Here is a 21,554-nt window from a genome sequence, read left to right on the forward strand (position 1 = left end):
GGATACGATATAACTGATGTAAATCACTTGGTATCGCATCAAATATCTATTACACACACAACAGGTGTATGATCAGATGGGTTTTCTAGCTTACGCAATCTATCATCAATGTAGCACGTTTCTAGCTTGTCGATAGCTTGCGGCGATAGTAGCATGTAATCTATTCGCATTCCTTGATTGCTTCTTAATGAATTACCTTGGTAATTCCACCAAGTGAATTGTCGTAAATTTGGATGAGACATTCTGAATGCATCTTTAAACCCAAGATTCAAAATTGCTTTTGATTTCTCACGCTCTTTGATATGAAAACATACTTGGCCATTCAGCAAATTTGCATCAAAAACGTCAATTTCATTAGGTGCGACATTATAATCACCGGCTATGATAATTAATTCTTCATTTTTTAACAAATTACTTATTCTTTCATGAAGATTATCGAAAAATTTTAACTTATACTCAAACATATGAGAGTCAGGACTTTGGCCATTGGGAACATATACACTTATTACTCTAACATTTTCGTTATTATATTTTATTACGCATTCTATGTAGCGTGCTTCTTGATGACCCTCTACAATCTCAATATTGAACTTTTCCAGTATCGGATATTTTGATAGAACACAAACACCATTCCTCGCAACTTGTCCATAAACAGCACATTCGTATCTAAGCTTTTCTATTTCTTCAAATGGGAATTGCTCTTCCGTGCATTTTGTTTCCTGTAATAGCATTATATCTATTTGATCATTAACCATAAAATTACAAAGTTGGTTAACTCTTTTACGTATAGAATTTACGTTCCAAGTTGCAATTTTCAGCATCAATAATCCTTATTGATCATATCAATCAAATTATCTTGGGTAGGCAGTCTTGCTGTTACAATCTTTTTCCACTTAAGCGATTTTAAATTGTCAGCGATATTCTTACTCATGGTGTATGCAGTCATATTACCTATTACACCGGACAATCCGCTTTTTAGAATCAGGGAGCAGAATACCCTTGCTGTCCTTGAAGAAAAAAAAGCAACGCTATCAATTTTTCCATTAAGCAGGAGGTTTTTGCACCTATTTGTAAAACTTTTTTTGATAATTGTCTTGTATAGTATAACTTCTTTTATATCAAAATTTTCTTCGGATAACCTCCTTTTTAGATCACACGATACTTCTTGTCCCCTGATATATAAGAACTTTATTGTGTATGCGTAGTGGGCCTTTATAAATGATATCAACCCATCAACATTGCTGTCTGCTGATATTATATCAGAAAATCCTACCTCTTTTGCTGTTTGCATAGTTGAACTACCGACCGTAATTATTGATAGGTCACCCACCCTGCATATCTGGCTCAAGGCTTTCACACTGTTTTTACTTGTGGATATCACCACATCAAAATCATATCCAGATATGTCTGGCTGCAAATACTTTACGGTAAATAGTGGTTCTATACAAACTTTATACCCATATTTTTTAAGTATATTCCTAGTGTTAAGTGAATCTGATAGAGGCCTTGTTAATAGAATGGACTTCATACAGATCACTTTAATACTGGTAAGATAATACCCTCTATAAATAAATTACTGAATAAAAATTTTTTATGTAGTGTTGCAGTGTGTTGATATATTTAAGAAGCTGTCTGCAAACTTTAGAACGAGTTAATTTATGAACCCGCAACAGTCATTTCATTAATTCTAATTGTTGGTGAATTGAACTGCCCAGAGAAAGTTAAATCATTTGCAACAACGAAATTGTTAAACATATTATTTAAATCGCTAGCAATTGTAATCTCATGTACTGGATACTTTATCTTTCCATTTTCTATAAAAAACCCAGATGCGCCTTGGCTATAGTCACCATTTATTAAATTAATACCAAAACCAAACAAATCGGTTACATATATTCCTTCTTTTATTTCTCGAATTAACTCTTCAAATGATACATTACCGTTTTCAATATAGAAGTTACTAGCCGCAGGAGTAATTGCAGCGTTACTTGCACGAGCTGCATTCCCTGTCGTTTCTAAATTCAATTTCTTTGCTGAGTAAAGATCTAAAATCCAATTTTGCAACACTCCATTTTTCACAAGTATATTTTTCTTGCTTGCTATACCTTCACCGTCAAACGGCCTTGATGCTATGCCTCTTGGCAATAATGGATCATCAACAATATTAATCCTATCGTTAAAAATCTGAGTGTTTAAGCTACCTCTCAAGAAAGAGCTATTGCTTGCAACACTAATACCGTTTATAGCAGAAGCAAAGCTCTTCACTAACTCTTTTGCTGCTCTTTTTTCAAAAACAACCGGAAATTTACCAGTCTTAATTGTACGCGCATTTAATTGCTCTACTGCTCTTTTTGCTGCTTCTTTTCCTATTAACTCTGGTGATTTTAAATCGCTGAAATTGCATGCTACATCATAATCATAGCCTACTTTCATTTCATTTTCTTTTCCGGCAACAACAGAAACTTGGTTTGAAAAAGTCGATTTGCTAAATGAACCCATGAACCCAGAAACAGTTGATAATACAGTGTTAACTAAAGAATGTGAGAAAGAAGCCCCTTCAGAATTAGTGATACTTTTGTGTGCAAGAGCTGCATTTTCTGTAATCTCAGTGATTTCTTTTAGATTATCAATAGTTACAACATTATTATCCAATATATTCAAGTCTGTATAATAAGTATAATTACCACCATATGTAGCAAAGCTAATATAAGAATCTTCTGGTGCATTTTTTGCCATTTCAACCACTAGACTCACCGTATCGTCAAGGTTATTCAAATCATTTGTAGAAATGTATGCAGCCTTACTTTTATTTGCTATGGCTCTGATTCCTATAGTACAATTCTTAGACTGTGATATTTGTTCTATTTTTGATAGGCGACGAGAGACTGAAGTCCTATTAGTTTCATATATAGTGACTTCTGCATCTTGATTATGCTTTTTTATTAACTTAGTAATATCTGCTGCAATATTTAATATATTCATTCCTTATTCCTTGAGTTTTTATAAAGACTCCGCACCACCTATAACTTCAATTAAGTCAGTTGTAATTGCTGCTTGACGAGAACGGTTATAAAGTAGCGCTAATTTATTCAGCATTTCCTTAGTATTCCTATTTGCTGACTCCATTGTAACCATTCTAGCGCTATTTTCGCTTGTTGCACTTTCAAGTAAGGCAGAATAAAGCGCAACTTTAACATAGTTTTCAAGTAAAGATTTTAAAATAAATTCAATATTATCTGGTTCATACTCATATTGACAATCTGTTGCCGAATCAACCAAAGAATTATCAATTAGGGATGAATCTTCACTCCATGGCTTTATTGTTTCCAGAATTGGCTTTTGTGTAAAAGTGTTGTAAAATTTATTATAAAAAACTTTTATCTTGTTATATTCACTTAAGTCTACACTGTCAATAAAATTACTTACGTGCTGCAATGTTATTCCTTTGCTATTTTCAACCTTTAAAATACTTTGCGGGCTAAATCTGCTCTTACCTGTGTCAAAAGCTTTTTTACCAAGAAATACGATATCTACCTTTTTACCACTTGTGATAAATTTATTTATATGTTCTTGACTAAATTTAACAACAGAAGAGTTAAAATTGCCACACAAGCCACGATCAGATGCTATAATAAATATCAGATAAGAATCGTCACTTCCAACACTTAAAATCTTCGTCAGTGATTCTTGCTCAATTGATGACGCTAATAAAGAGATAATTTTATGTAACTTTGATATATATAATTTTGAATTTGATAACTTCTTCTGGCTCTGCAGTAATTTTGCTGCGGAGACCATTTGCATTATTTTCGTAGTTTTTTGTACAGATTTAATGTTCTTAATTCTTAAGGATAATTCCTTTAAGCTCTTCATTATATATAAACCCTGATTTATTAAAATGTATAGCTATTCTTGCTTCAAGGCAAGTTTTTTTTGACTTTTTTCGCTGCATTGATATAATGGGCTTAAGTTATCTTAATATTGAGGGTCATGGACACTACTGAAAAAAATTTAATCCACAAGTTACAGTTTCTAGCAGAGCAATTTAAAAACAACAAAGGTAGAGAAGGGAATTATACCCTTCAAATTAATCAACAAGAAAGTGGTTGCATGGATTTTACAATTCGTGCTGGAAATGATCAATTATATACATCAGGAAATTATAAATTGGATTATAGCCGTGTTAAAAACAAAACCTCATGTCATTATGATCAATGTGAGAAAATTATAGAATATGGCTTAATAAGTGAAGATTCAGCATTTAGTAATAAGGTTAGGGTTCAAGAAAAATATACTAATAACTCCGATCATTTCGATATTAAATTAACATTTTGCGATAAAGATGATCATACCTTAGGTAAGTACCAAGCAGAATTAAGCTTTCAATATAGCAAAGACCAAGAGCATTATGAATATTTCATAATACATGATGTAATTGCCCTTTAAAGCTAAAAAGGGCTTAAATTATGATCATGGTTGTGGTAAACATGATTGTTTGTGCAATCAAACATTTCCACAATGGTATCCATTCAGCCGGGTGGTAAAATAAAGAGTAGACAAGGAATGCTAAAAAGGTAAACTAGAGTGGCTGTGAGGTAATATAGTTGATCTTTTAGAATTTTGCGAAAGTTTAAGCAGACTATAGAAAAGTTAGAAACAAAAATAGAAGAGCTTAAAGCAGAAAATAAAGCGCTAAGGATCGAAAACGCTGAGTTAAAAGAAAGGCTTGGCTTAAGTTCAAAAAATTCATCTATACCAAGCTCCAAAGAATTATATAAGATGAGGGAAAATAAGCCAAAAAGTGACAGGAAAGTAGGAGCACAGGTTGGACATAAAGGCAGTTACCGCCCTAAAATGGAGGCAGATGAGATGGTAAAAATAGAACTGCCCAATACGTGTGAGTGCGGAGGAGAAATTGCGGTATCAAAAGATCCGTATACTCATCAAAAGGTCGATTTGCCGGAAATCAAGCCGTATGTAGTTGAATATTAACTAGAGCATGGACGTTGCAAAAGATGTGGAAAAAGAAAAAGTAGCAAGCTACAAGAAGGAGTAACTGCGGACACATTTGGTCCAAGAGTTAAGTCAGTAATTGCAGCATTAAGTGGATTTTACAAGAATTCGAAAAAAGAAGTGGCAAATATTATAAAGGACATTTTCAACCTGGATATCAGCGTCGGTAGTGTATCAAATAGTGAGGCTAGAGTGGCAGAAAAATGCCAAGAAGCATATGAGCAAATTGAGGAAGAGGTAAGCAAGAGCAAAATTTTACATATCGATGAAACTAGCCATTACAACAAAGGTAAACAGGGCTGGTGCTGGATGTTTGCGAGCAAAATAGGAAGTGTGATCAAATTGACAGAGTCAAGAGGGATGAAAGTCCTGGAAAATAGTAAATTTGGAAAGAATAACAACCTAGTAGTGACCGACAGATATGCAGCTTACAACTACTTTTCCAGCAAGAAAAGGCAGGTCTGTTGGGCACATTTAGCAAGAGATTTTGAAAGGTTGTCTCATAGTTGGAATAGCGAAGTGAAAGTTTTGGGGTATTATTTAAGGAATGTTGCTACTGAATTATTTGCATTGAAAAAAGCTCTGTTAAAGGATGAAATAGACACATTAAGGTTCATAAGAAGAGCAAGAAAATTATGCAAGCGAACGAGATATTACTTAAAGAATATATCAAATTTACCCGAGGCAATTGGAGCGTCTCGAGTAGCAAAAAATATCATGAAATCGGATCTGATGATGTGGAAATTTTTGGACGATCCAGAAAATATTCCACTGACAAACAACTATGCTGAGCGACAGATTCGGCATTACGTTGTTTACCGAAAAGTTTCATATTTTACACAATCGAAACGGGGAAATATGTTTCTTGAGAGGATAATTTCATTGTACTTGACTTGGAGGCAAAAGAAGTTAAATCCTTTTCAAAACCTACTGGCTATTGCTTCTTAAGCCATACACCTGAATGGATACTCTAATCCTTTACTTGTTATGGCTAAAAGGATTTTAAATGAAGATTATGGAAGACAGGAAAAAGAAGATGTTTATGAAATGTTTGAACAATTAGCTCGCTCTTCTAATGATAATCTTCTTTTTTTGTGTAAGAAATTTATAGAGCAATGTGACGGTGATCAACAAGAGAAAGAAAGACTAATTAGTATACATGATGAAGTTATGAAGGAAAAAGGAGGTCCCACTGCTCCAATAGGTGAAGAAGCGAGTGCTCCTGTGTTTGATGATAGCTTTTACAGTGAAATAGGCTCTGGTGTAAGGAAAATTCCAGATCTTTGTCTTGGTGTTTCTAATAAAACAAAAGCACTTGTAGTAATACAACAAATCCAAAAAGGGTATGAAAGTATGTTGGGAGTGGCTGAAGGTGCAGTTATTAAAGGAAGTTTGCAAGCCTGCAATGCATCAGGTGCCAGTTTTAATATTTATTATTCATCAGACAGCATAGTTGATGTTACAAAAATTGCTGTAGAAGCAAAGAATTTAAAGATATCTGGGGGTTTAGTACAAATAGGTGATAGTGAAGTAAAGGTTGAAGTAAAAGATGGTATGAGGAATTACACTCATATTTCAGAAGGTGGTGATATTACATTAACGTTTGAAACAAGCCTAGGAAAACTGGAAGTGAGGTTGTATTCTGGTAGGGGAGGTATAATAAATGTAGAGGTTTATGATCAGGAAAAATTCAACCAATTGTTGGATAGTGGAGAGGAAATAGGACGCAACTGTCGTCTAGGGGGATTACCTGTAATACAAGCAATTCAGGAAGGATGCTTAGAAGTAGAAGCGCATGATCAGGAGGATTCTAGTCAATTGCTAAACAGTAAGGAGGAGGTGGAAAGAAGCTTTCAGTTAGACGAATCATCTAAGGAGATAAAGCGAACTTCTGAGCATGCCAGAAGTTTTGATACATGGAGTGACGTGTATCAACAAGCACTAACAGGTATAGAAGGAGAAGATTTTGATTGGGGGCAAGTAAGTGCAGTAGGGGAACCCTGATGGATGGGGAGAGTTATATGACGTTAAAAAGGGAGATGACGGTACTAATGTGTGGCAAAAAGACGTAGGAGAATCTAGTAATCTTGGTGGAAGTGTAAGTAAAGTGCAGCGGTGTGGCAAGGAAGTCCCTTCAAAAAAGCTTAATGAATTAAGTGTTGAAAGTGCTAATAATGCCAATAGGTCTCCTGCGTTAGGTGGATGAAATATATTCGGAGTTTTATTATAAAAATCCTGTAATATATTGAAACTTTAAGATATTCTTGGATATGGAAATTATTGCAGAAAATAGAAAAGCAAGATTTGAGTATTTCATTTTAGAGGAATTTGAAGCTGGTATGGTTTTATTAGGCAGTGAGGTAAAGTCACTGAGAGAAAGAAAAGCAAATATTTCTGATGCTTACGTGATTGAGAAGAATAGTGAAATATGGCTGCATAACATGCATATTGCAGAGTATAAGTCTGCGAATAAAAAAAATCATAAGCCAAAAAGAGAACGTAAATTACTTTTGCATAAAAAAGAAATAAACAAGTTAATTGGTCAAATTAAAACTGCTGGTATAACTGTTGTGCCGCTTTCTATCTATTTTAATGATAAAGGATTGGCAAAAGCTAAAATTGCTATTGTAAAAGGAAAGAAACTTTATGATAAGAGAGCAACTATAAAACAGCGAGAGTGGGATCGTGAAAAAAGTAGGCTTTCCAAGAATGATGTGTAGAGAAATATGTCTTTAAGTCCGGTAATTTTCAGCATTGGTCCTGTTTCTGTGTATTGGTATTCTCTAGCATATGTCTTGGGTATTGTGTTTGCGTATTGGTATCTACATAAACTAGATGATCAAAAAATATTCACTAAGAATTTTTATGATTCACTACTCACTGCAACCATTATAGGAATTATACTTGGAGGTAGGCTTGGTTATGTACTGATATATGACCTGGCTTCATATGTACAAAATCCTATTGATATACTAAAGACCTGGGAGGGTGGGATGTCGTTTCATGGTGGTGCTATAGGGGTTTTGCTTGCAGTGATAATTTCATGCAAAAGGCATAATATTCCTATATTTTATACACTTGATCTAATTTCCTGCGGAATTCCTGTAGGTTTATTTTTAGGTCGTATAGGTAATTTCATAAATGGAGAATTGTTTGGTAGGGTAACAACTATGCCGTGGGGTATGGTTTTTCTGGAAAGTGGCGATAATTTGCTGCGTCATCCAAGTCAATTGTACGAGGCATTTTGTGAAGGTTTATTGCTTTTTGTTATTACAAATCTACTATTTTTTATGACAAGAATCAGGCTATATCATGGTGCATTAGCTGGTGTTGCTGTAACGTGGTATGGAGTAGTGCGTTTTGCAATGGAGTTTTTTCGTGAACCGGATTATCAGATTGGCTATTTGTGGCTTGATTTAACAATGGGGCAGTTGCTTTCAATACCTATGATTCTGTTTGGAGTATATTTTAGTGCATTGAATTTAAGAAAATCGGTAGCATAAGCTTTACTCACCCCCGATAATTTTGATATAGTTAACTTTAAATTATAAAAATTTATAAATGGCGACCTTAAGTGTAAGAGAAGCTCTATGCATGGCAATTAGAGAAGAAATGCTAGCTGATCCTGATGTATTCATTATGGGTGAAGAAGTCGCAGAATATGATGGTGCTTATAAAGTCACAAAAGGATTGCTCAAAGAATTTGGAGAAAATAGGGTGATTGACACTCCTATAACTGAACATGGTTTTGCAGGTCTTGCAATTGGGGCAGCATTTGCTGGATTAAAGCCAATAGTTGAATTTATGACTTTTAATTTTTCCATGCAGGCTATTGATCAAATTATAAATTCTGCGGCAAAGACAAACTATATGTCAGGTGGGCAACTTGGATGTCCAATAGTGTTTCGTGGACCAAATGGTGCTGCAGCAAGGGTTGCTGCGCAACACTCGCAATGCTTTGCGTCTTGGTATTCGCATGTGCCTGGATTGAAAGTCATAGCTCCTTATTTTGCTTCTGATTGCAGAGGTTTGCTAAAATCTGCAATTCGTGATCCGAATCCAGTGATATTTTTAGAAAATGAAATAGCTTATGGACATGAACACGAAATTTCTGACTCAGAATTATCAAATAAAGACTATTTGATAGAAATAGGCAAAGCTGAAGTTATAAGAGAAGGAAAAGACGTTACTATAACTGCTTTTTCACTGAAGATAATGGATGCTTTAAGTGCAGCAGAGTTACTGGCTAGTGAAGGCATAGAAGCTGAAGTTATTGATTTAAAAACTTTAAGGCCACTTGACACTGAAACAGTGATTAATTCTGTCAAAAAAACTAATAGGTTAGTAAGTGTTGAAGAAGGATGGCCATTTGCAGGAATAGGAGCAGAACTTTCAGCAGTTGTGATGGAGCAAGGGTTTGATTACCTTGATGCGCCAGTTGTGCGTGTGACTGGCAAGGATGTTCCACTTCCTTATGCTGCAAATCTGGAAAAAAAGGCATTGCCACAAACAGAAGACATAGCTGAAGCTGTGCGTGAGGTTTGCTTTAGGAGAAAATGAATTTAACCTTTCTTATTATCTTTTGTTTTTTAACTGGTAAATTGAAGTCAGAAAAGTAATCTCCTTCAGTTTATTTGCACACGCCATCGGCCAGATTATATGTTTGGCCGGCAGGACAACAGGAAATAGTTGACATGCCTGGTGCTAATTTGGAAATAAGTGTAGCAGCACTAAAAAATACACCAGTGCAAAGCATGAATGCAACAAGAGCTGGCCATGCCATTTTACCAAACATCATGAGAAGAACCATAACTATCATAGTAACAGTTATTAAAGGTACTCCTATGCCATGAATATAGGAAATAACATTGCATATTATCTGAGCAATTGTATTACCTTGATTACCTGTATTGCCTGTATTACCACTGCCGTTAGCACTGCTGCCTATATGAGGAAAGGTGATTAATAATATTATAAAAAAAATACTAAGAATTTTCTTGATTGAGGAATTCATCTCTATACATAGTTTTAGATGTTGCAATTATATCTAAAATGTATCCATTCAGCCGGGCGGTAAAATAAAGAGTAGACAAGGAATGCTAAAAAGGTAAACTAGAGTGGCTGTGAGGTAATATGGTTGATCTTTTAGAATTTTGCGAAAGTTTAAGCAGACTATAGAAAAGTTAGAAACAAAAATAGAAGAGCTTAAAGCAGAAAATAAAGCGCTAAGGATCGAAAACGCTGAGTTAAAAGAAAGGCTTGGCTTAAATTCAAAAAATTCATCTATACCAAGCTCCAAAGAATTATATAAGATGAGGGAAAATAAGCCAAAAAGTGACAGGAAAGTAGGAGCACAGGTTGGACATAAAGGCAGTTACCGCCCTAAAATGGAGGCAGATGAGATGGTAAAAATAGAACTGCCCAATACGTGTGAGTGCGGAGGAGAAATTGCGGTATCAAAAGATCCGTATACTCATCAAAAGGTCGATTTGCCGGAAATCAAGCCGTATGTAGTTGAATATCAACTAGAGCATGGACGTTGCAAAAGATGTGGAAAAAGAAAAAGTAGCAAGCTACAAGAAGGAGTAACTGCGGACACATTTGGTCCAAGAGTTAAGTCAGTAATTACAGCATTAAGTGGATTTTACAAGAATTCGAAAAAAGAAGTGGCAAATATTATAAAGGACATTTTCAACCTGGATATCAGCGTCGGTAGTGTATCAAATAGCGAGGCTAGAGTGGCAGAAAAATGCCAAGAAGCATATGAGCAAATTGAGGAAGAGGTAAGCAAGAGCAAAATTTTACATATCGATGAAACTAGCCATTACAACAAAGGTAAACAGGGCTGGTGCTGGATGTTTGCGAGCAAAATAGGAAGTGTGATCAAATTGACAGAGTCAAGAGGGATGAAAGTCCTGGAAAATAGTAAATTTGGAAAGAATAACAACCTAGTAGTGACCGACAGATATGCAGCTTACAACTACTTTTCCAGCAAGAAAAGGCAGGTCTGTTGGGCACATTTAGCAAGAGATTTTGAAAGGTTGTCTCATAGTTGGAATAGCGAAGTGAAAGTTTTGGGGTATTATTTAAGGAATGTTGCTACTGAATTATTTGCATTGAAAAAAGCTCTGTTAAAGGATGAAATAGACACATTAAGGTTCATAAGAAGAGCAAGAAAATTACGCAAGCGAACGAGATATTACTTAAAGAATATATCAAATTTACCTGAGGCAATTGGAGCGTCTCGAGTAGCAAAAAATATCATGAAATCGGATCTGATGATGTGGAAATTTTTGGACGATCCAGAAAATATTCCACTGACAAACAACTATGCTGAGCGACAGATTCGGCATTACGTTGTTTACCGAAAAGTTTCATATTTTACACAATCGAAACGGGGAAATATGTTTCTTGAGAGGATAATTTCATTGTACTTGACTTGGAGGCAAAAGAAGTTAAATCCTTTTCAAAACCTACTGGCTATTGCTTCTTAAGCCATACACCTGAATGGATACAAAGAAACTGCTGAAAAGATTTTGCAGATTATACATGATTAAAATAAGACTGCTTGAAGAGCAAGATATTTGTAAAATAGTTGCAAAATTCAGAGAAAATGACTGGATAAAACCAGCCTTAACATTTGAAACATACTTAGAAGAGCAGCAGCTAGGTGAACGTATTGCCTGGGTGGCGGAGTGCAATAGTGAATTTGCCGGATATGTAACACTGAAGTGGTGTTCAGAGTATAAATCTTTTCAGGACAAGAATATACCAGAAGTCATGGATTTAAATGTATTACCTAAATTTAGAAACAGAGGGGTTGGGTCAGTGTTACTAGAAACTGCAGAAAAAGAAGCTGAAAAACGTAATGATGCAGTTGGATTGGGTGTTGGTCTCTATGCTGATTATGGAAATGCTCAAAAACTTTACGTGAAAAGAGGATACGTTCCAGACGGTTGTGGCATCACATACAAATACCAATGTGTTAATCCTGACGCTACAGTTCAACTTGATGATGATTTAGTACTTTGGCTTATAAAGAAATTAAGGTGAAGTAAAAGATCTTAAATCTAACTTACTGACAAAAAGAAAATATCTCTGAGATATCCAGTACTCAATTGTTATCGATGTAAATTTTAGCTATCATATATAGAAAAATTCAGTTATTTCCGTTTTGGAAATAACTGATTTTGAGGTATATTATGAGCCATAAAATTCATAAAAACTTTTGACGAATTCATTTTGGTAAATCCAAGAAAGGTGTCATTCGGCTTTGTTGCATCGCTACCGCAGATTATTTTTGTTGCAACTTTGCATATGTTATTCCGCAATTCTATTCAGCCAAAAATTGAGATATTTACAACCGGGTATTGTAAATGTTACTTTACAGATATTTAATTACTGATAACTGAATCAACTACAAGTGTACGATTAAGAGCGATGCAACAAAGCCGTGTCACCCGAATTTGTGGAATATTTCTCGATTTTAAAGAAGGTTATTCAAGAGTTAACGCATCTTCTATTAAAAACTGCACGAACTCGTTACCATTCCAGTAATTTACAGAGATTTTACCTAAAATAGCTTTAACATTACCTTGCATGATAGCATAGCCAAGTGGAGTGTTCACAGAACGGAAAGCAATAGCTCTGACCATAACATTATCATCGACAATAAAGCACTTAATATGATCAGCTCCTACAATTTCAGGCTTTCTTATTTTTGCTCCCTGAATAATGAACCTTGGCTCAGGATTACCAGGTCCGAAAGGTTCTAAGCGCTGCAATTGATTCAATAACGACATGTTTATTGCCTTAGCAGTTATTACACCATCAGCTTTTAAAGTTTTTTCACTGGTAAAATTTGAAAATCTTTCAGTGAAAAAATTATGCAAATCATTTATTTTACTTTCTTCGATTGAAAACCCCGCTGCCATAGCATGGCCGCCACCTTCAATGATTAAATTCGTAAATTTTGCAGAAAGCACTGCAGCACCGATATCAATTCCAACAGCTGATCTACAACTTGCCTTTCCTACTCCATTGCTTAAAGATATCACTATTGTCGGTAAGTGAAATTGCTCTTTTAATCTTGACGCAACAATGCCAATTATCCCCTGATGCCAATTACCACTCACCATTATAAAGTTCGCACTTGACCTTTCTGCTTGAGCTGCAGCTTCTAAAATAGCCTCATTTTCAAGCACTTTTCTTGCATTGTTCAAATCTATTAATTTTAATGCAATTGAATGTGCTGCCTCTTCATCATCAGTAGAAAGTAATTTTGCGCCAAGTGATGCTTCTCCGATTCTCCCTCCGGCATTTATGCATGGTCCAACGCCAAACCCCAGCCGAGAGACGCTTGGCTTTTCTAAAACGCCCAGCGTATCAAATAAAGTACGTAAGCCAACATTTTTCCTTGCTGACATTACCTTTAACCCTTGAGAGACTAATGCCCTATTTAGACCAGTAATTTGCATCACATCACAAATAGTACCAAGAGCCACTAAATCTAATAAATCAAACAATTCTGGCTCTTTTTTATTAGTAAAAAATCCCTGCTCACGTAGGCTCTTATTAAGAGCAACAACCAATAAAAATGATACTCCCACTGCTGCAAGATTTTTATGCGGAGAATCCTCATCAAGTCGATTTGGATTCACGATTGCTACAGCGCTTGGTAGCTTTTCTGTGCCAATGTGGTGGTCAATCACTATGATATCAAGACCAAAGCCTTGCGCATCCTCTATTGGTTTATATGCAAGAGTGCCACAGTCAACGGAAATGCACAGATCTGTTCCATTTTTTTTCAATTGCAACAAAGCATTAACATTTAATCCATAGCCCTCATCAACCCGATCTGGAATGTAAATTATGGAATTTACACCAATCTCTTTAAGATATCTGTTAATCAACGCTGATGATGTTGCACCATCAACATCATAGTCGCCGAAGATTGCTATATTCTCATTGCTATTTACCGCCTTTACTATGCGAGAAACAGCTTTATCCATATCAAGAAGATGAAAGGGATCTGGCAATAGCGACCTGATTAGTGGATATAGAAAATCACTGGCATTTTCTACATTAACACCACGTGCAACTAATATCCTTGCTAACATCTCTGGTAGCTCAAACCTCTGAATGAGAGTTAAAACTTCCCTTTGGTCCACTTCTTGCAGCTTCCACAAAGCATTCGTTACGCTGCGTTTCTCAATATCAAGGAGCATAATACTGCTACTCTATCAGAATTTTTAAATACTCTCTATAAAAAGATTTTCTGCCTTTATTGGAAAGATTGATCACATAGCTGCCTTCTGTTATATATAATGCTTTAAGCACGAAAATGAGCGATTACGATATTACAGTTATAGGAAGTGGTCCTGGCGGTTACATAGCCGCAATCAGAGCAGCACAACTTGGGTTTAAAACTGCAATTATTGAAAAAGAAAAGAGTTTAGGTGGCGTATGCCTAAATTGGGGATGCATACCAACAAAATCGCTGCTTAGGGCATCTGAAGTTTACGGGCTGATAAAAAGATCAGAAGAGTTTGGCATAAAAGTAAAAGACGCAAGTTTTGACATAGAATCAATAGTGAAATATTCAAGAAATGTAGTTGATAAATTATCAGGTAGTGTTGCCTATTTAATGAAGAAGAATAACATTAAAGTTTATCAAGGCTGTGGCAAACTTGCAGGTAATAATACTGTAAAGATCACCAATGACTCAGGAGAACAAGAAATCTCTTCTAAGCATATTATTTTAGCAACAGGTGTTAGAGCAAGGAATTTGCCTGGTATAGAAGTGGATGGAAAGCTAATATGGAATGCGCAGCATGCTATGATGTCGGACAAACTACCAAAGTCATTGCTTATTGTGGGATCTGGTGCAATTGGAGTGGAATTTGCAAGTTTTTATAACACTTTAGGTGTTGACGTCACAATTGTAGAAATAAAGGAAAATATCTTACCACTGGAAGATAAGGACGTCTCAGACTTAGCACAAGAAGTGTTTACCAAACAGGGAATAAAAATATATACACACAGCAGCATCAAGACCCTCACTAAAAATCAAGATTCCGTTAAAGTTGAGCTGAGCAATGGTGAAAATAGAGAATTTGATAGAGTGATTGTTGCAGTTGGCATTCAGCCAAATACTGAGAATATAGGCTTAGAAAACACAAAAGTAAAATTACACTCTTCTGGTTTCATTGAGGCCAATGGGTGGTATGAAACCAATGAGCAAAATGTATATGCAATCGGTGATGTAGCAGGTCCTCCATGTTTAGCGCATAAAGCAAGCCATGAAGCAGTAATATGTGTTGAAAAGATTGCGGGTAAAAATCCTCATGCACTGGAAAAGGAATGCATACCAAATTGCACCTATTCTCATCCACAAATAGCAAGCGTTGGCCTTACTGATGAACAAGCAATTAAAAATGGACATGATATCAAAGTAGGAAAATTTCACTCTAATTTTAATGGTAAATCTATTGCACTTAGCGAAACTGAAGGGCTGGTAAAAACGATTATAGATAAAAAAACCGGAGAGCTTCTTGGCGCTCATATGATAGGGGTGGAAGTTACAGAGTTAATTAGTAACTTCGTTATCGCAAAACAACTGGAAGGAACAGATTTTGATATAAAATCTACTATTTTCCCTCATCCAACCATTGCAGAGATGATTCATGAATCAATTCTCGCTGCAGATGACGAATCTTTAAACAGTTGAGCTAACGTTTTTTTCCTTCATCATTTTTTCCTTCACCATTTCTATCTGGAAGTGATCTTGTTTTAACAGACTTATCACTAGTGGCTGTGAGGTAATATGGTTGATCTTTTAGAATTTTGCGAAAGTTTAAAGCAGACTATAGAAAAGTTAGAAACAAAAATAGAAGAGCTTAAAGCAGAAAATAAAGCGCTAAGGATCGAAAACGCTGAGTTAAAAGAAAGGCTTGGCTTAAGTTCAAAAAATTCATCTATACCAAGCTCCAAAGAATTATATAAGATGAGGGAAAATAAGCCAAAAAGTGACAGGAAAGTAGGAGCACAGGTTGGACATAAAGTGCTTTGTTGCATCGCTCTTTGGATAGGAGGCAATGCATAATAAATTCATGAAGCTATCTCAAATTTAGCCATGCCTATTTCAGTAAATTTGTTCAGCAAATAACACTTGAGTAGCATTTCTTTCTCACGGTTAATCTCAGATTTGTTCCTAAAACTAAACCCAAATGTTTGCTTCAGTCGCGAGAAAAAACTTTCTATATAAGATCTCTTCCCATAATTTATCTCTTTTTTCCACTTCTTCATACCATCTTCACCATATGACTTTATGAGCTTGATTGTAGAATTTCTCTCAGCCATATAATCCAGCTTTGGATGCTCCACTGCATTGTTTTGCAGAGGAATTTTTGTCTTTATGCCAAGCTCATTGCACAATTTGTATAACTTCTTTCGATTATATGCTCTGTCTGCATATAGTGTGCTTATATTGTATTTAGCATTAGCCCTTGCAATAAGATCACAGGCTCCATAGTGGTCAGAATAAACTCCACTACTGTATTTTGCAGCTATGACTTTTTTGCTACCTATCTCCAGCATTACATGCAATTTTCTTGTTTGCTTATAGCCACGGTACTTTCTATCTGTACCGTTTGCCTTACTATGGCCTGGAATATTATTGTAGATGCTTATTCCAGTGCTATCTATGGCGATCTCAATATTTTCCATACTGTTTTTATCATGTCTTCGATCATTAATTTTTAAGTTAAGCTTTTTGAATCTTCTGGAAGCCTGGGAATAGCTGATAACTTGCAAATTTTTTCCTATTTGCTCAAGGTATCCCGCTATAAACCCCACCGTTTGTCTTAGGCCTATTCTAAACAAATAAGTTATTATGTGAATTAGAATTACGACTTTATCACTATAAATATTGTTGCCACCGGCCATTTTGGGACTTTTTTCGTACCAATTTTCTATGGCATCGTTGACGTAATAAAAAATATTTCCTCTTTCTTGGAGAAATTTGTTATATTCGTAGCAGTTACTGACTTTCATTTTGACTGGCATATTTTTCCTTTGTCGGTTAAATGCCTGTTTATAATGAATTTCGTCAGTAACTCCCAGTTCTTTTTACTTTAGCTATGCAACAAAGCCGACATAAAGGCAGTTACCGCCCTAAAATGGAGGCAGATGAGATGGTAAAAATAGAACTGCCCAATACGTGTGAGTGCGGAGGAGAAATTGCGGTATCAAAAGATCCGTATACTCATCAAAAGGTCGATTTGCCGGAAATCAAGCCGTATGTAGTTGAATATCAACTAGAGCATGGACGTTGCAAAAGATGTGGAAAAAGAAAAAGTAGCAAGCTACAAGAAGGAGTAACTGCGGACACATTTGGTCCAAGAGTTAAGTCAGTAATTACAGCATTAAGTGGATTTTACAAGAATTCGAAAAAAGAAGTGGCAAATATTATAAAGGACATTTTCAACCTGGATATCAGCGTCGGTAGTGTATCAAATAGCGAGGCTAGAGTGGCAGAAAAATGCCAAGAAGCATATGAGCAAATTGAGGAAGAGGTAAGCAAGAGCAAAATTTTACATATCGATGAAACTAGCCATTACAACAAAGGTAAACAGGGCTGGTGCTGGATGTTTGCGAGCAAAATAGGAAGTGTGATCAAATTGACAGAGTCAAGAGGGATGAAAGTCCTGGAAAATAGTAAATTTGGAAAGAATAACAACCTAGTAGTGACCGACAGATATGCAGCTTACAACTACTTTTCCAGCAAGAAAAGGCAGGTCTGTTGGGCACATTTAGCAAGAGATTTTGAAAGGTTGTCTCATAGTTGGAATAGCGAAGTGAAAGTTTTGGGGTATTATTTAAGGAATGTTGCTACTGAATTATTTGCATTGAAAAAAGCTCTGTTAAAGGATGAAATAGACACATTAAGGTTCATAAGAAGAGCAAGAAAATTACGCAAGCGAACGAGATATTACTTAAAGAATATATCAAATTTACCTGAGGCAATTGGAGCGTCTCGAGTAGCAAAAAATATCATGAAATCGGATCTGATGATGTGGAAATTTTTGGACGATCCAGAAAATATTCCACTGACAAACAACTATGCTGAGCGACAGATTCGGCATTACGTTGTTTACCGAAAAGTTTCATATTTTACACAATCGAAACGGGGAAATATGTTTCTTGAGAGGATAATTTCATTGTACTTGACTTGGAGGCAAAAGAAGTTAAATCCTTTTCAAAACCTACTGGCTATTGCTTCTTAAGCCATACACCTGAATGGATACATATGTTTCTTGAGAGGATAATTTCATTGTACTTGACTTGGAGGCAAAAGAAGTTAAATCCTTTTCAAAACCTACTGGCTATTGCTTCTTAAGCCATACACCTGAATGGATACGTATTACTTTGGGCTTGATTTTGAGTATTAATGTTAATATTTGGACGTCGAACGAGAAAATCCAGCATATTTTTGTATATTTCTTCATTATTACCATCCAGCGACCAAGCTGAAATTATACTCATTAAAGGTGTATTTTCTTCACCGTACAGCACATTGGGATTAGCACCATTTTCTAAAACTTCCTTAAATTTTCGCAAATTCGATTCATCAATAGCTTCGAATAAGCTTATAGATCTACTTGATAACATTTTTATATACCTCACGTAAAAATAACATGCTTAACTTAGCATATGAAAAGCTTTTTGTCTATATGGTTTTCTGGTCAATATAAAACAATTGGTCGAAAGCAGCCGTTCTAGCAAACCGCAGCAATTATTTCAAAAATGTAAACATTAGAAAAAATTTGCCAGAAAACAAAACTGCTCAATAGTTAAGTTTTCTGGTCGTTCGCTTCCGGTTAATTTAGCATTTTTGAGAATATCTTGCGTGATATGAGGTAAGCTGTTTCTTAGCATTTTCCTTCTTTGAGAAAAAGCGGTCCGAGTCAGCTTGGTTAGAACATCTAAATCGACTGCAAATCTTTTGGCAGGCAATGGATGTACTGTAATAACTGCAGAATATACTTTTGGTTGTGGAAAAAATTCCTCAGGCCCAAGTTCAAATTCTTTCTTTATATCACATAGTAGCTGGCTTAATATTGATAGGGAACCGTAATCTTTGGAATTGGGCTTTGCTGTAATGCGATCTGCTACTTCTTTTTGGAACATTAACGTTAAGCTTGTAAAAAATTTTATTTTGTTTAACCACTTCAAGAACAATGCTACTGAGATATTGTAAGGTAAATTCGCAATAACCTTGACTGGACACTCTACTAGTTCTTCTTCCTTCACACAAAGAACATCTTCCTCTATAATTTTATACTTTCCTTGATATTTATTTACCAATTGAGCATGATGTTTCACTAGATTAGTGTCTTTTTCTATAGCTAACAAAGATTTCGGATTGCATGCCAGTATTTCCTTTGTTAATGCACCATATCCAGGACCAATTTCAATTACGTTAAAATTCTCCAAATCACCAGATAAATCAACTATTCTTTTCGTTATTTTATCTGATAGGATGAAATTTTGACCTAGGCTTTTTTTAGGTCTTGATGAAAATTTTTCCATATCTTTACATTTATGGAGATCTTATGTATTCAGGCTCATTTAAATACAGCGCCTTAGCTTTACTTAACTCTTGTTTATGCATTAACCTGTGACGTACCAGCAATCCTGCGTGGCCGGCGTTTAACGTTTGTGTAATACCTTTATCGATTACTTCCGGTTCTGATAGTGGTAACAAATTGCAATCAAACAACTGTGTTGCATTTTCAACAGTAGCCCTAATATTTCCTCTATTATCTTCACAAAGCAACGACATCGCATATGCTTGCACTTCTAGTGCACTAACCCCATATAAAGGCTTATTTGTTGCAAGACTTATGCCTTTTGCAGCTGCTATAACGACTCTAATTCCAGTAAAGCTTCCCGGCCCTACCACAACTGCTAAATGATCTATTTTGTCATAATTATAATTATGCTTACTAAATAAAGTATCTAGAATTTGAAAAAATGATTCTGCATGATTATTGCTAGCAGAATTGTGCTCTACAAAACAATTACCGTCATAGTCAACTATTGCTATTGAACTGCCATGACCTATAGTGCTGATTGCAAGAATAGACATTACCTTGCCGTTTTTGTACTTAGCTTCAAATACCTGCTACTCATAACAAATACTTCCGGATCTTTGTATGTGAGTCTTAGTATAGCTATTATATTGATAAACAATAAAGCAGCGATTGAAATATCAGCAATATTCCATAACAACCGAACCTCACCTATTGCACCAAAAGGAATGATTGTAGCGAAAATTACAAGCCAAACTTTGGTATACTTATTATTCATTGATATATAGCGTATTGTTTGTTTTGAGCAGAAAAACCAAGTAAAAATGGTTGTAAAAGCAAAACAAAACATTATAGCCATAATTAAATAGCCAATGTAGGAAAAATTAGTTGCCTTTTTAAAAGCAAATATACACATGTTAGTGCTCTCTAAATCGGTCAGCCAGGAATCTGTAACAAGTAGCACCATTGTGGTAACAAATGCTATGAGTGCAACTATAAACGGCGATATTATTGTGATTAGGCTTTGTTCAATAATAAATTTATTATTATTTTTTTTTGGAGTAATTGAAGAATGGACAATTCCTTCAAGGCCAAGTCCTATATCTGTTGCAAAAATACCACGCAAAGTTCCCACTTGGACAATAGCTAGTATTTCTAAAATTAAACTGAGAGATAAACCTGAGCTAAAGCTGCTGATTGTGAGAAAATTTTTAACTATTAGCTGCATTGAAGGATAAATATTCTCACTGTATTTAAACAATATAATTCCGCAAACAGAAAGATAACTCACCGTCATTATTGGTATCATTGCTGATATAACAATCTTAATTTTTTTTAAGCTCAAACCAGCAACCATAAAAAATATTACGGCCATTACAATTCCGCCAACAATCACAGGTACATCTATCATGCTAAGTGGTATTGATAGAGAATTTACCTGAACAAGATTGCCGACAGTTATTGAGGCTGTCATCATTATAACTAGGAATATAAATGTAGCTTTTTTGGAATTAAATGCATCGGCCATATAGGTTATGGGACCACCTATAAACCTTCCATTCTTTTCTTCTCTGTTTTTTATGCTCAAGTAGCAAGTAACATATTTTATTACAGAAGTTATGACGATAATTATCATCATCCACAATATAAAGCCAGGTCCTCCGGTTTTGAGAGCAATTGCTGTCCCTGAAATATTTCCTACCCCTAAATTTCCACCTAAAATTGTGAATAAGGCAGCTATAGAAGAAAATTTATTTTCGCCTCTTTTAGCTCCAAGCAGTGAGAGAGCGTACGGCAACCTAAATACCTGTAACCATTTCAATTTGATCGACAGGTAAATGCCAGCAATTAATATCAATAATACTGTTGGCAGTAGTAAAGCAAACTTCATCTATCCACTATAAAGTCAGCTAAGTATAAATGAAAAATTGAAAATACCTAAGTAAA

At 35.4% G+C, this 21,554-nt stretch carries 19 protein-coding genes and 4 pseudogenes; 12 read left to right on the forward strand and 11 right to left on the reverse strand.

From position 1 onward, the window contains the following. Positions 1–38: 38 nt before the first annotated feature. The 4 genes from xth to atpG form a co-directional block, all read right to left on the reverse strand. Positions 39–821 carry an exodeoxyribonuclease III gene (gene xth, locus HF197_RS03645; RefSeq protein WP_168464310.1) on the reverse strand — a complete coding sequence of 261 codons (783 nt, stop codon included), beginning with the start codon at positions 819–821 and terminating at the stop codon, positions 39–41. Continuing rightward, positions 821–1,528, reverse strand: a complete 708-nt coding sequence (locus HF197_RS03650) for a uroporphyrinogen-III synthase (RefSeq protein ID WP_168464311.1) — start codon at positions 1,526–1,528, stop codon at positions 821–823. The genes xth and HF197_RS03650 overlap by 1 nt, the downstream gene beginning before the upstream one ends. 128 nt (positions 1,529–1,656) lie before the next feature. Further along, a complete protein-coding gene (locus HF197_RS03655; RefSeq protein WP_168464312.1) occupies positions 1,657–2,982 on the reverse strand; it encodes a TldD/PmbA family protein in 1,326 nt (441 codons plus the stop codon). 18 nt (positions 2,983–3,000) lie between these two features. After that, on the reverse strand, positions 3,001–3,873 hold the full coding sequence (atpG, locus tag HF197_RS03660) for an ATP synthase F1 subunit gamma (RefSeq protein ID WP_168464313.1): 873 nt from the start codon (positions 3,871–3,873) through the stop codon (positions 3,001–3,003). Positions 3,874–3,981: 108 nt separating this feature from the next. Here atpG and HF197_RS03665 point away from each other — a divergent pair, with 108 nt between their 5' ends. The 6 genes and pseudogenes from HF197_RS03665 to HF197_RS03690 all read left to right on the forward strand — a co-directional run bounded on the left by HF197_RS03665 (position 3,982) and on the right by HF197_RS03690 (position 9,573). Continuing rightward, the gene (locus HF197_RS03665; RefSeq protein ID WP_168464314.1) at positions 3,982–4,446 is read left to right on the forward strand and encodes a hypothetical protein; all 465 of its coding nucleotides are present in this window, start codon (positions 3,982–3,984) and stop codon (positions 4,444–4,446) included. A gap of 154 nt (positions 4,447–4,600) precedes the next feature. After that, positions 4,601–5,961, forward strand: a pseudogene (tnpC, locus tag HF197_RS03670) (IS66 family transposase). A gap of 39 nt (positions 5,962–6,000) precedes the next feature. Continuing rightward, positions 6,001–7,017 carry a hypothetical protein gene (locus HF197_RS03675; protein WP_168464315.1) on the forward strand — a complete coding sequence of 339 codons (1,017 nt, stop codon included), beginning with the start codon at positions 6,001–6,003 and terminating at the stop codon, positions 7,015–7,017. Between the two features lie 266 nt (positions 7,018–7,283). Next, the gene (gene smpB, locus HF197_RS03680; protein WP_168464316.1) at positions 7,284–7,733 is read left to right on the forward strand and encodes an SsrA-binding protein SmpB; all 450 of its coding nucleotides are present in this window, start codon (positions 7,284–7,286) and stop codon (positions 7,731–7,733) included. A gap of 6 nt (positions 7,734–7,739) precedes the next feature. Continuing rightward, the gene (lgt, locus tag HF197_RS03685; RefSeq protein WP_168464317.1) at positions 7,740–8,516 is read left to right on the forward strand and encodes a prolipoprotein diacylglyceryl transferase; all 777 of its coding nucleotides are present in this window, start codon (positions 7,740–7,742) and stop codon (positions 8,514–8,516) included. Positions 8,517–8,574: 58 nt separating this feature from the next. Next, positions 8,575–9,573: a pyruvate dehydrogenase complex E1 component subunit beta gene (locus HF197_RS03690; RefSeq protein ID WP_168464318.1), complete on the forward strand. Its 999-nt coding sequence runs from the start codon at positions 8,575–8,577 to the stop codon at positions 9,571–9,573. Positions 9,574–9,643: 70 nt separating this feature from the next. On the opposite strand, the gene HF197_RS03695 is transcribed toward HF197_RS03690, so the two are convergent. Continuing rightward, positions 9,644–10,027, reverse strand: coding sequence for a TrbC/VirB2 family protein (locus tag HF197_RS03695; RefSeq protein ID WP_168464319.1), 384 nt, complete (start codon positions 10,025–10,027; stop codon positions 9,644–9,646). Between the two features lie 119 nt (positions 10,028–10,146). On the opposite strand from HF197_RS03695, the pseudogene tnpC (HF197_RS03700) reads away from it, so the two are divergent. Together tnpC (HF197_RS03700) and HF197_RS03705 are read left to right on the forward strand one after the other, a co-directional pair. Further along, positions 10,147–11,507: pseudogene (tnpC, locus tag HF197_RS03700) on the forward strand (IS66 family transposase). 13 nt (positions 11,508–11,520) lie between these two features. Then, positions 11,521–12,066, forward strand: a complete 546-nt coding sequence (locus tag HF197_RS03705; RefSeq protein WP_246168419.1) for a GNAT family N-acetyltransferase — start codon at positions 11,521–11,523, stop codon at positions 12,064–12,066. Positions 12,067–12,509: 443 nt separating this feature from the next. Here HF197_RS03705 and recJ read toward each other — a convergent pair whose 3' ends face one another. Further along, the gene (gene recJ / locus HF197_RS03710) at positions 12,510–14,240 is read right to left on the reverse strand and encodes a single-stranded-DNA-specific exonuclease RecJ (protein ID WP_168464320.1); all 1,731 of its coding nucleotides are present in this window, start codon (positions 14,238–14,240) and stop codon (positions 12,510–12,512) included. Between the two features lie 116 nt (positions 14,241–14,356). Here recJ and lpdA point away from each other — a divergent pair, with 116 nt between their 5' ends. Beyond that, positions 14,357–15,742 (forward strand): dihydrolipoyl dehydrogenase, encoded by a 1,386-nt coding sequence (gene lpdA, locus HF197_RS03715; protein WP_168464321.1) that lies wholly within the window; start codon positions 14,357–14,359, stop codon positions 15,740–15,742. Positions 15,743–15,838: 96 nt separating this feature from the next. Next, positions 15,839–16,075: pseudogene (locus tag HF197_RS03720) on the forward strand (DUF6444 domain-containing protein); the annotation flags it as partial. A gap of 47 nt (positions 16,076–16,122) precedes the next feature. Here HF197_RS03720 and HF197_RS03725 read toward each other — a convergent pair. Further along, positions 16,123–17,079, reverse strand: coding sequence for an IS5 family transposase (locus HF197_RS03725; RefSeq protein ID WP_168463922.1), 957 nt, complete (start codon positions 17,077–17,079; stop codon positions 16,123–16,125). An 80-nt stretch (positions 17,080–17,159) separates the two neighbouring features. Here HF197_RS03725 and tnpC (HF197_RS03730) point away from each other — a divergent pair. Both tnpC (HF197_RS03730) and HF197_RS03735 read left to right on the forward strand, forming a co-directional pair. Beyond that, positions 17,160–18,299, forward strand: a pseudogene (tnpC, locus tag HF197_RS03730) (IS66 family transposase); the annotation flags it as partial. Further along, positions 18,245–18,412: a hypothetical protein gene (locus HF197_RS03735; protein ID WP_168464322.1), complete on the forward strand. Its 168-nt coding sequence runs from the start codon at positions 18,245–18,247 to the stop codon at positions 18,410–18,412. The pseudogene tnpC (HF197_RS03730) and the gene HF197_RS03735, both read left to right, overlap by 55 nt. On the opposite strand, the gene HF197_RS03740 is transcribed toward HF197_RS03735, so the two are convergent. From HF197_RS03740 to HF197_RS03755, 4 genes are all read right to left on the reverse strand, one after another. Then, positions 18,409–18,633 (reverse strand): hypothetical protein, encoded by a 225-nt coding sequence (locus HF197_RS03740; protein ID WP_168464323.1) that lies wholly within the window; start codon positions 18,631–18,633, stop codon positions 18,409–18,411. The genes HF197_RS03735 and HF197_RS03740 overlap by 4 nt on opposite strands. Before the next feature lie 195 nt (positions 18,634–18,828). Then, the gene (gene rsmA / locus HF197_RS03745; protein ID WP_168464324.1) at positions 18,829–19,605 is read right to left on the reverse strand and encodes a 16S rRNA (adenine(1518)-N(6)/adenine(1519)-N(6))-dimethyltransferase RsmA; all 777 of its coding nucleotides are present in this window, start codon (positions 19,603–19,605) and stop codon (positions 18,829–18,831) included. 10 nt (positions 19,606–19,615) lie between these two features. Beyond that, positions 19,616–20,164 (reverse strand): tRNA (adenosine(37)-N6)-threonylcarbamoyltransferase complex dimerization subunit type 1 TsaB, encoded by a 549-nt coding sequence (tsaB, locus tag HF197_RS03750; RefSeq protein ID WP_168464325.1) that lies wholly within the window; start codon positions 20,162–20,164, stop codon positions 19,616–19,618. After that, on the reverse strand, positions 20,164–21,498 hold the full coding sequence (locus HF197_RS03755) for an alanine:cation symporter family protein (RefSeq protein WP_168464326.1): 1,335 nt from the start codon (positions 21,496–21,498) through the stop codon (positions 20,164–20,166). Before HF197_RS03755 ends, tsaB begins: the two co-directional genes overlap by 1 nt. Positions 21,499–21,554: the final 56 nt, after the last annotated feature.

The organism is Wolbachia endosymbiont of Ctenocephalides felis wCfeT, from assembly GCF_012277295.1.
Classification (GTDB): Bacteria; Pseudomonadota; Alphaproteobacteria; order Rickettsiales; family Anaplasmataceae; genus Wolbachia.